Source organism: uncultured Shewanella sp., assembly GCF_947501665.1.
Taxonomy (GTDB): Bacteria; Pseudomonadota; Gammaproteobacteria; order Enterobacterales; family Shewanellaceae; genus Shewanella.
Window position 1 is genome coordinate 187,251 of record NZ_CANMWS010000009.1, and the last position, 10,844, is coordinate 198,094.

The 10,844-nt window shown below is 36.5% G+C and carries 10 protein-coding genes; 7 read left to right on the plus strand and 3 right to left on the minus strand.

All coding sequences use genetic code 11. The features are described 5' to 3' along the window. The first annotated feature begins 176 nt into the window (after positions 1–176). On the plus strand, positions 177–1,514 hold the full coding sequence (locus Q0976_RS08955; RefSeq protein WP_299493125.1) for a hypothetical protein: 1,338 nt from the start codon (positions 177–179) through the stop codon (positions 1,512–1,514). 343 nt (positions 1,515–1,857) lie between these two features. Further along, complete coding sequence (locus Q0976_RS08960; protein WP_299493127.1) at positions 1,858–2,988, plus strand: glycosyl hydrolase; 1,131 nt, start codon at positions 1,858–1,860, stop codon at positions 2,986–2,988. Positions 2,989–3,075: 87 nt separating this feature from the next. On the opposite strand, the gene Q0976_RS08965 is transcribed toward Q0976_RS08960, so the two are convergent. Continuing rightward, positions 3,076–3,426, minus strand: a complete 351-nt coding sequence (locus Q0976_RS08965; protein WP_299493129.1) for a DUF3147 family protein — start codon at positions 3,424–3,426, stop codon at positions 3,076–3,078. 199 nt (positions 3,427–3,625) lie between these two features. Between Q0976_RS08965 and rcnR the strand changes: the two genes are divergently transcribed. The 3 genes from rcnR (at position 3,626) to Q0976_RS08980 (ending at position 8,068) form a co-directional block, all read left to right on the plus strand. Continuing rightward, complete coding sequence (gene rcnR / locus Q0976_RS08970) at positions 3,626–3,898, plus strand: Ni(II)/Co(II)-binding transcriptional repressor RcnR (RefSeq protein ID WP_299493131.1); 273 nt, start codon at positions 3,626–3,628, stop codon at positions 3,896–3,898. An 821-nt stretch (positions 3,899–4,719) separates the two neighbouring features. Continuing rightward, positions 4,720–7,011, plus strand: coding sequence for an ExeM/NucH family extracellular endonuclease (locus tag Q0976_RS08975; protein ID WP_299493133.1), 2,292 nt, complete (start codon positions 4,720–4,722; stop codon positions 7,009–7,011). Positions 7,012–7,507: 496 nt separating this feature from the next. After that, entirely contained in the window at positions 7,508–8,068 is a 561-nt protein-coding gene (locus tag Q0976_RS08980; protein WP_299493135.1) for a 3'-5' exonuclease, read from the plus strand. A 40-nt stretch (positions 8,069–8,108) separates the two neighbouring features. Here the strand turns inward: Q0976_RS08980 and Q0976_RS08985 are convergent, their stop codons facing one another. Both Q0976_RS08985 and Q0976_RS08990 read right to left on the minus strand, forming a co-directional pair. Beyond that, positions 8,109–8,657: a hypothetical protein gene (locus Q0976_RS08985; RefSeq protein WP_299493137.1), complete on the minus strand. Its 549-nt coding sequence runs from the start codon at positions 8,655–8,657 to the stop codon at positions 8,109–8,111. Next, positions 8,641–9,480 carry a pesticin C-terminus-like muramidase gene (locus Q0976_RS08990; protein WP_299493139.1) on the minus strand — a complete coding sequence of 280 codons (840 nt, stop codon included), beginning with the start codon at positions 9,478–9,480 and terminating at the stop codon, positions 8,641–8,643. The genes Q0976_RS08985 and Q0976_RS08990 overlap by 17 nt, the downstream gene beginning before the upstream one ends. A gap of 232 nt (positions 9,481–9,712) precedes the next feature. Between Q0976_RS08990 and Q0976_RS08995 the strand changes: the two genes are divergently transcribed. Together Q0976_RS08995 and Q0976_RS09000 are read left to right on the plus strand one after the other, a co-directional pair. Further along, positions 9,713–9,958: a hypothetical protein gene (locus tag Q0976_RS08995; RefSeq protein ID WP_299493141.1), complete on the plus strand. Its 246-nt coding sequence runs from the start codon at positions 9,713–9,715 to the stop codon at positions 9,956–9,958. A gap of 190 nt (positions 9,959–10,148) precedes the next feature. After that, positions 10,149–10,556 (plus strand): hypothetical protein, encoded by a 408-nt coding sequence (locus Q0976_RS09000; RefSeq protein ID WP_299493143.1) that lies wholly within the window; start codon positions 10,149–10,151, stop codon positions 10,554–10,556. The last annotated feature ends 288 nt before the right edge of the window (positions 10,557–10,844 follow it).

Here is a 10,844-nt window from a genome sequence, read left to right on the forward strand (position 1 = left end):
AAAGGATAAACGTAAAAAAGCCGCAACAGCGGCTTTTTTATGATGAGGTGATGTGCTTCACCCTGTCTGGTTTGACCACTTTGATAGAGAAAGTGTTTAATCCTAGAAGATACGACTTTATGGGCTGTGTTACTGTCGATAAATCACCCCATATTATCGACTAAAGCCTCATCATTATGCCTGTAGAAATAGAATTACAAAGAATGAGTCATTCTGGTTTATCAACGAGCGTCTCCTCAACGTCGCTGACGGATATGGCATTATCGGAGCCTTTTACCGATAAAAAGGTGACAGAGCAAAAGTTGGCAGGGTTATTTTCAACATTAGCACAAAAAGCGGAAAATAATGATCTTGTGAGTATTGCAACTTTAATGAAAATTGCAGTGAAACCACATGTTGACGAGCAAGTTGATTTGGCCGCGCAAAAGGCCAGTCAGATTTTACAAAAGCTGATTGATAACACTGAGTTTGGCAGTCATCAGCATAATTTAATTACAACGGCCGCGAAAGAGCTTTATGATCAGATTGACAATAAGGGAAGTTTGCCTTCTTTTTTATTAACCGCGGCGATGCAAGCTTATCAAGTTCAAGGTGAAAACGAACGGGTTACTGAAGTGCAAGGAGAGATGAATAAACAAGATCCTAAGCATACCACCACTCAATCACTTCGAAGCGGCTTAACACTAGAAAATTTAGCGTTGCATAACCGCGGTAATATGCATGAAACGAGAAGAATGTCAGATACGATAAGTGTGAGTCAAGGATCTGACAGTTTGAGTTCTTTAACATCTGGCTCGACATCTTCGACATCTTCAACATCTTCGACATCTTCGACATCTTCAACATCTTCAACATCTTCAACATCTTCAACATCTTCAACTGAGCCGACTATCCATCCGCTCACTCTTAAAAATGTGGCTAAGCATAATCAAATCAATGATCCTGATGTGAAAATAAAATACGATGATAGCCCACTTTACAGTGAAAAGCTGCCAAACCAGCGTTATGAACATTCTTACACTGCACCTCACGGGAAATTTAAGCAGGATAAAGAATCTCTTAAAGGTGATTCATCCATTGAGTCAAATGACAAAATTGAGATTGATCCATTAGAAATAGAGAATGCGAATGTCAAGTTAACGCCATCAGAACTTAGAGATCAAATTAACCAGTTACAAGAGCGCTTCCTTGGGCTTTACAGCGGAACCTTTGTGGAAAATACGGACGAGAAAGATGAGCTAAAAGCGCAGCTAAGAGAAAAATACACAAATTTCTATAGCCTTATGCCAAGATCAGAAATTAATGATGCCATCCCGATGAATGAGCAAGCGCATGAGCGTTTATTAACACAATTGTCAGCGGTGGATTTAGATAATCCAGACGAGTTGGAGCAAATGACTGATGATACGCTTAAGGCCTACGGTCAGCTAATTTTGTTAGACATTAATGCTGATGTGTTGTTTGAGCAACTTTATTTGAATAAACAATTACAACAGGAGCAGCACTTCTCTTGAAATATTGATTTTTAAATGACTTTGACAGTGATCTTACATCATTATTAAGGTTTTAATATAATTTTTTGTAGCAAAAATGATGGTAGATGAAAGAAACACTTATAACGGTGCCATACATTTCGACAGCGTCACAAACAAACGTAATTTTCTTAATTGGTAACATAATCAAACTGGTGGCCTCTAAGCCCTTTGATAGAGGCCATCGTCAGTGTTCCATTGAAATAGTATAAAAGTATTACCGTTTAATTTAAATACCTCAATGGGTTAGAGAAAACTCATACTCACGCACTCATAAAAAGCTTTAAAGTAAGTGGCTCCTATATCCTTGCAGCATTGAGGCATAATGCGTAATTTTACTTGCTTAGTGTCATCAATTGGTCTTACATCTATTGTGGGTCTCGCCAGTGCGAATAAATTGATGCTCGGCGCCTATATTCGAGATGATGCTTATAAACCTGAGAACATCACTGAGTTTGAGTCTGATATCAATAAAGATATTGCTATTATTAATATCTTCACCAACTTTGATTATGATTGGCACACTTTAAGGGTGCAAAATACGAATATTGTCGCGCAAGGGGCAACGCCCATGATCACTCTAGAGCCCACAATTGCTGCGAGGCCTGAAGATAATCTTTTACCGGAAATAATTGCAGGTGATTGGGATGCTTATTTAGAGCAGTGGATTGCGGATTTTAGAATATGGATAGAAGATCGTGATGATCCAAATGCGCGAATACAGTTACGTTTTGCCCATGAGTTTAATGGTAATTGGTACCCGTGGAGTAACGATCCAGAGCAGTACATTCCAGCTTGGCGTCACCTACATGCTAAATTTGAAGCGGCTGGTGTCAATCAGTATGTTGAATGGGTGTGGAATGTCAATAATGTCGATGTGGATGATTATGGCGATATAACGCTTTATTACCCAGGTCGTGATGTGGTGGATTGGACATCGATTGATGGTTACAACTGGGGGGCAAATTACTCATTTAGTCAATGGAATACCTTTACCGAGTTGTTTGAGGAGAAATATGATTTACTGATGCTGCACTATCCTCATCATCCCATTTTAATTGCAGAGGTCGGCTCAGCCGAACCAAGTGACATTCCAGAACCACACCGTGGGCAAGATGGGGATAATAGCGATCGACATGAAAGTAAATCGCGATGGATTACGGACATGTTTACGCAACTTCGCACTAAATTCCAAGGAATAAAGGGAATTATATGGTTCAATATTAATAAAGAACTGAGTTGGTCATTGAATGAAACCGAGCAAAATACGGGATTGGAACAATTTAAGAAAATGGCTCAAAATAAGGATATTACCAGCCAATTTAGACCCGCTGAGTATTATGTGAATGAGATGACTCAGGTTGAAAAAAGCCGCAGTGTACAGCACCAAGGGGACGGCTTTTACCAATTGCCTAAAACCAGTATTAAGTTGCGACGCAAACCACCTCAAGAATGATGGGTAAAAAGAAATCACTGGTAGAGGGTGACATCGCAAATGTAATCGCTTATTTTAATATCGGTATAGCCACTGTTTTATTGGGTTTTATAACAGTTCTATACCACACTTTTTGACTGCTATTACGACGATAAAAAAGCAAACTATTGAAATAACAGCGCACATGCCTAAAGAGGGCCAAAAAGAATAACGGCTTAATAAAAAAGGAAAAATAAGAAACATCGGTAAAGTGGGTAGCACATACCAAAATGTATAATAAGCGTGATTTGCAAGCTTATTCTGATCTTGCCCTTCAATATACATCCAAATTAAGGCTAAAATAGTCATCGTTGGCAGTGCAGCAATAAGCGCCCCCGCTTTATCACTTCTTTTTGCCACTTCAGATATCATAACCACGATTCCTGCAGTTAAAGCATATTTTGTAATAATCCATAACATCAGATAGCCAACCTTATTCAATTAATTGTTTTACAGATAGTTATTTCTGCAATCGTTTAACAAAATGCCTCCATGCTCTTTTTGCGATACGGTGAATGGGATAAACCATACTACCCCCCAGTATTAAATACTACCCCCCAGTATCAAATTGAGGTAATATTATCGAATAAAATCATTCTCATCATAATTTGAAGCAAATATGTCACATACCATTAAAGATAAGAAAAAGCTCAATACTCGAGTAAACAAAATACTAGGCCAAGTCAATGGCTTAAAAAAATTGCTTGAAGAAGAAAATGAATGTCAAGATGTATTACAGCAAATTGCTGCGATTCGAGGTGCCGTTAATGGTTTAATGAGGGAAGTCATTAAAGGTCATCTTATTGAGCATCTTGTGCTTGAAGAAGAGTGTGTAAAACGTGAAGCGGATATGCAGGCTGTACTCAGCATTTTAGATTCGTACATAAAATGAGTCATTACGACCGCCACTTAATGCTTGATTTCATTCTCTACTTAATCAGGTTTGAAATTTATCGGCTTGATCCTGAACATCACCCCTCAACGACAGCGCTTCTTGCATCATGAATATAGCATTCGCGAGTTAAAGAGGTGAAGGCCAGTGATCTTATTACCCATTTCAAGTGTGACAAAGACAGCAAGTATTTTTCATAAAGCTATTTGGTTATCCTTACCCATTGGAAGATGGAGCGACTAGTGCCTTCACATATTTTAGGATCATAAAAAGCTATGCTGTACCCAGATTAATTATTTGAATTACATTAGAATATTTAATAACGAGTAATTTTATAGCATTAGAGGCTTCAAAACATAAGCATGTACACTTGAGACGATAAAATAAATGAATAGGGTAACAGGTATGGCAACCTTATTAGGTACGATAATAACTTTAATTCGATATAACTATCTATAAAAAGTAGCTAACGGTGGAGATTTTTTAAGCCTTCCCTCCTAAGAAAATTGTTAGTACCTCATTGATTTTAAAGTAAAGGGAATTTAACTTAATAATATGCGATCTAATGATAAATATCTAATGTGGACATGAAAAGGCTCTAGTACCATACTGAATATCAGCGTGAGAAAGAATATAAATAGAGATATAACTACCCCAGCTTAAATATTTATTTCATTAAGAGACTATTAGGAATCTAATTTTTAATACTTTATTTTTATGACTTAAATATAAATAAAAACCATTTAGGATTTATTCGTTTTTGAATGGAAATAATTACATAGTAGCCCTTTTAAAATTATCAGCATACATGGATTGATTAAATGAGGAAAAAGCAAATAAATAAAATATATAGCCTTAAACTGCTATGTATTACAGCAATCGTTACAGCTTTGTTTTCAACGATGCTAAAAGCTGAAGTAAAGACTAAAGAGTATTTTAAAAACAGTAGTGAGAATAAAATTGCAGTCGGCTTTACCTGTAACGGTCAAACAATAATCCCTATTTATACAATTCAAGGTTCTGGTACGACAAGCCCTTTCATTGCTGAAGGTGAGTTTGAATCCGTCACTGAAGTCATTGTTAAAGGTGTTGTTACTGCTCGTAGTGAAAGTTTATTCAAAGGTTTTTATCTGCAAGGTGCTGGTGATGGTCTTGATGAAACCTCTGATGGTATTTTTATTTTTCTAGGTGAAGCCCCCCCAGCTTCGATTCAACCAGGTGTAGAAGTTTGCGTGCAAGGTTTTGTTAATGAATATGATGGCATGACACAAATTAATATTCAAGATACACAAAAAATAGAGGTGGGTGAACAAGGTATTCCCCCTTCAGTGACAAACTTTTATATTAATGAGGTAAATAACATAGAAGCTGAGTTTGAAAGTGTTGAAGGCATGAAAATAAAGATTAATAGTAACGTATTGGATGAAGCAAATAATTTTGTAGTGAGTCGGAATTTTAGCTACGACTACGATACTTCTCGTAATAATATGATATTATCTTATAAAAACGCATTATTTGAACCCACTCAATTATATGCAGCTCTTACTGAAGAAGCAATCGCCCTATCTGAAGAAAATAGCCTAAATCAGCTTGTTCTCGAATCTGATTATGATCCTGAACCGGGGGTTATCAATTATTTTTCTCATTTTAATGCTGAAACAGGCTATATTCGTATCAATGATATAATCACTGATTTAGAAGGTATAATCAATTATTCTGAAGGTAAATATCGTTTGTTGGTGACAAACCAGTTAGAAGAAGTTAATTTCATTCATCAAGATGATCGAATTGATACCCCAGCAGCCGCTCTTCAAGGCGATATTCGTGTCGCAACGTTCAACGTGATGAATTTTTTCACTAGTGATAGTGATATTGGGGGGCCTTTAAATCCTGTTTGTGTCGATCAAGATGATGCAAATGGAGGGTATCCAGGCTGTGGACGTGGTGTACCGTCATTTGAAGATTTTCAATTACAACGTACTAAAATTGTTAATACTATCATAGCGATGAATGCCGATATTATTGGATTAATAGAAATTGAAAATAACGGCTTTGGTGACAAAAGTGCGATTCAAAATCTCTTAGATGCGTTAAATAGCGAATTGACTAACGAAGAGACATATTCATTTATTGAAATTAGTGATTCAGATAAATATCAAGGTACGTATTTTGGAACAGATAATATTATGGTCGGTCTGTTCTATCGCCCTAGTACCGTTCAACCTTTTTCCAATGCCTTTGTGATCCCGACTCCTGTGCAAGATGTCCCTGAAGGCAGTGTTTCTCGAGTAAATCAAGAAGGGAAAACTGAGACAAACCCTGCTTATAATAAGTCACAACGTCATAGTTTAGGGCAAACTTTTATTATCCAAAATACATTTTTGACCGTTGTGGTTAACCATTTAAAATCGAAGGGCTCAGCTTGCCTCGAAGATTGGTTAGAAAATGCTGAAAGTTCAGAGCCTGCCGATTCACAAGGTCATTGTAATGCGTTTCGTGTATCAGCGGCTACCGTCATTGCGGATTCATTAAATTCGGTGCCAGGTGACATTTTACTCTTGGGTGATATGAATACTAATGGTATGGAAGATCCAATTCGTGTATTTACAGATTTTGATGCGACAAAATCAAATAGATCCATATATACAGCATCTCATACTACACTAAATGGTAACCTTCTTGATACTGAAGGCCGTAAAATTAGTAAGGGATATGGCTTTATTAATTTAAATAGTCAGCTCAATGGCACGCAAACTCACACATTCATTTTTAGTGGTCGATTAGGCAGTTTAGATCATATTTTAGGTAATGCTAGTGTCGCTGAACGTATGGTGGCAATTGAAAGTTGGAATATTAGTAGCTCTGAATCCAATATGTTTGAATTTACAAGTGAATCAAGTCGAGATACAGGTGATCTCTTAAAATCGGAAAATGTATTTTCATCGTCAGATCATGATCCTATTATTATTGCTCTAGATTATTCTAAAGTTGATTCAATAGTAAGTGACCGTCAAAATAATAAAGGAGGTTCACTTGGGTTATTAACACTAAGTCTGTTATCTCTATTAGGCGTTTTAGCCATGATAAGAAAAAGTAACTTTAGTGAGCATTAAGCCAATTATGATATTTGTTAACTATCTTACTTTTGATTGTTTTTTTTTAAACTAAACTATTTGGTTATTCTTACCCATTTATTCAGATTGATATAGCGTCCTTATCATTATCGTTCAACATCACACTTCTCAATAAATGATAGATAATCATGGGGTTATCACGCTTAATAAAGTGTTGTTCATCGAAAAATTGCCTGACGTTAACCGACAGATATTAAAAAACGGTTAACCTACTGACGTTAAAAAACTGAGGTTGAATAGGTTAACTAACAGACGTTTACCTATTGGTGTTAAAAAACCGAGGCTGAATAACTGATGTTGAATAAACTGTATGAAGATAACGATGCCAGCTTAAACGAGTCGACAACCAGATCCCATGAACGTAATAAGATTAGAGTGTATAAATATAAAGTCGTTAGGTTACACTAGTGATAAACCCACTATTATCACTGGTAGGATCGAAAGCAATCAAAAATACCAGAATGTGGAGATTGAAATGACTCAATTAATAAAAAAAAGCTCGGTGAAATCAGCTCAAACATGGATAGAAAAATCACCATTGGTGCTAGACACTGAAACAACAGGACTAAGTAATAGAGACGAAATTATTGAAATCGCAGTGCACGATATTAATGATAATATTGTGTTTTACTCAACGCTAAGACCTAGCGTTGACATTCATCCAAAAGCAGAAGAAGTGCATCAAATTTCACGCGACTCACTAGCTAATGAACCGACATGGAATGAAATAATTGATCAGTTGAGAGTGTGTTTACAAAACAAAACAGTAATTATTTTCAATGTAGACTTCGATATTCGCTTGCTAAAACAGACAGCTATTGCATTTGGTGATGATGCAAAATGGTTAGATGAACTCGAAACCCGTTGTGCTATGTATTTAGCTGCAGATCACTACGGTGCAACAAATCGTTACGGCAGCATTTCATTAGCTAATGCAATGCGAGCAGCAGGTACAAAATTGCGGGGTAAGGCGCATACAGCAAGTGCCGATGTATTAGCAACGATTGATGTTGTGAAAGCGATAGCGGAACAGTGATAAGAACCTTTATCACTGGTAGGGGGTTATCTTAATGTGTTTAGTATCCGCTCTGATAATAAGGCGTTATGTTAATATTATCGTTATCACTTATTTCGGCTATTGCTGGATAATATGAGCGATAAGTCCCATTCAAAATTTCATCTACAACCCATATGAGGTATTTATTGTCCGTTACCTTGCCTTTTAACGTTATTGAGAAGTTTCTATCTTCTTTTTGATAAGAAATAGAATCAGGGGTTATAGTAAAACCAGCATCAAAAAAGGTATCTTTTCTACTGACTGATTGTGAAAATGACGTTGGCAGTTTTCTTACTCTCAGCTTATGGTACATGGCTTGCAATATTTCATGACTATTTTTAACTTGCTTTAAATCTGGCGTAATAGAACAGTCTAAATATTCAGAAGAGATTAAGTCATTATTGACCCCCTCTCTGACTTTGTGTGACTCTCTTAATTTATTGTATATATTGCAATTGTTTGCTTTTTGCCCGTTATCCATCTTAATTTCATTTTGAGCATAGCAAATTGAAATAGAGATAAAAAATATAGCTAAGGCGTTTAGTATTGTATTAATTGTTTTCAACATAATCTGCTTCGTCATTCCTTCTGGTTGGATACCTATCGCCATAATCTCTTAATTCAGCGATTGCTTCTTGCCAATTTTGTGACGTGACATATCCCCAGTAATTTTTCCCTTTTGTTTTCAATGAGCCATATTGAAATTCAGCTGATGCTATAACAGTTTGCCATTTTGGGGGGATATCAACAAACTTAACGTTACTATCTGAGTCATACTTTTTCACCAAATTTTTTACCATGTTAGCTTTTGTTGCTTTATTGATTATTTCAGCTTCTTCTTGGGTGATAGTTACTGGGTATTTTTCTAAAAATTCCTTAGCCTCTACACTTTGCAATCCAAGGTAAGGATTTAATTTATTTATTAATTCAATTGGTAGACCTAATGCCATAAGATCGGATGCATTTCTTGCTCCTAAATCAAAACCGACAGCAACTGTTACTCCACTCTTACTGTTTTCTGCATCGGGGACATAGCCAGTTAATCTACTTCCACCTTCAAGGCTTGATATAAAATTAAAGTTAATATCGATGTCTTTTTCTTCAACTTCACTTGCCACTACCTCTGAGCTGGCCGCTGTTAAACTCGCTGCAGACAATGCAGCCGCCACTTTTTCAGCCTCCGCTGCGGCCTTCCTTTTCGCTAATATCCTTTCAACATGAGCAGCGAATCTAGCTTCATCTTCGGGGTTATACTTATCTCTCTCGTTAGCCTCCATTAATCTTGCTTTTTGCTGTCTGAGTACCTTTTCTTTGGGGGTTAATTGACACGGTGGGTTAGGCGCTGGCTTAGCCCTTTGTGTCGGATTGCAGAAATAACATTTACAGCCCATGACAATCCCTTGTTCTCTTTGGTTTTCATCTTTGTGCGAAAAAAAGAAACAGCAATACAGCTAACACTTTGCTAATTCAAGGATTATTTATCGGTAATGATAAAAATGAGGGCTGTGTCGCAAAGTTGACAAGCGAATTTCAGAAATGGAAGCAGCGATAAGCACTATTATCACTGGTAGGGGAAATCAGTTTAAAAAAGCTGATGTACTATTAATTCCAAAAGGGACATGAATGGCTCACATTATTGATTTAAAAAACATCAAATGCCCTAAATGTAGCTGCACTACTTTTACATTAACAGAGCGTCATATATTACCGCACACAAGAGATGTGGAAAATGGCATTTGTATTGATAATAAAGATATTGTTGGCATTCCAGAATCGGAGGGAAAAGTTTTAGTCACTTGTTATAAATGTAAGCATATTTGGAAATTACAAAAAGTAACTTCAATGCTTAACATTAATGGTTTAGATTAAATATGCTTGCGATAATACCAGTTATCACTGGTAGGCTTTTTATCAAGCAATCACCATCATAAACCCACTTTTTTTCTTGTACTGTCTTGTGTTTATCAACCGCTTACTTTAGCAATTAACGATTTTACAACAATGAGTTGGGAGTGTAGTCTGTCGCGAAAGAAGTTTTTTGTTGTAACTTGGTACTAGTATGGATCAACAAACAAATATAATTATTGGGTTAATTATCGCGGTTATCATGGCAATTGTGTCTTGGATAATTATTTCTTCAAGACAGCGACAACTTGATGATCCAAATGATAATAGTGTCGTCTACTTTGAACAATTGAATGATATTTGCTCATTACAAAGTGGTGGTAAATATCTTCTTCGTGTTTTGCGGCAAAGTGGGAACCTACAAAAAGAGGATCAAATTTACTCATCCTCTGAATCCGCAATAAAAGCCGCTATATCAACTTTTAAACGTGCAAAAATTGAATGTGCGCATATTACAAAAAACACAGAAGTAGAATTTTTCTTTCGTCGTCCTTATTACCATCATGGTGGAAGTGCTGAGGGGAAAAAAGTTGGGAGTATAGAGATTTATAAAGTTGAGTGAAATTGGCTGTTAACAAGGAAAATCACAATGAAAATGGGTTCATATAAATAATGCCTGTATTTTTAAAAAATCAGAGAAACTATCTATAGTCATATTCATTCTAGCGTCAGCATTAACAGCAATTGTTGGCCTATACAGTATTTATGTTGGTTGCATAAACGGAGGTACGCAGCCGCGACCTTATCCTAAGTGTTGAATTACCAGTGATAAGGAGCCTTATCACTGGTAGATAAATGGGATGTCGTTGAACCCATACTGTGGGTATAGCGGCTGGGAGCTAATTTCTTT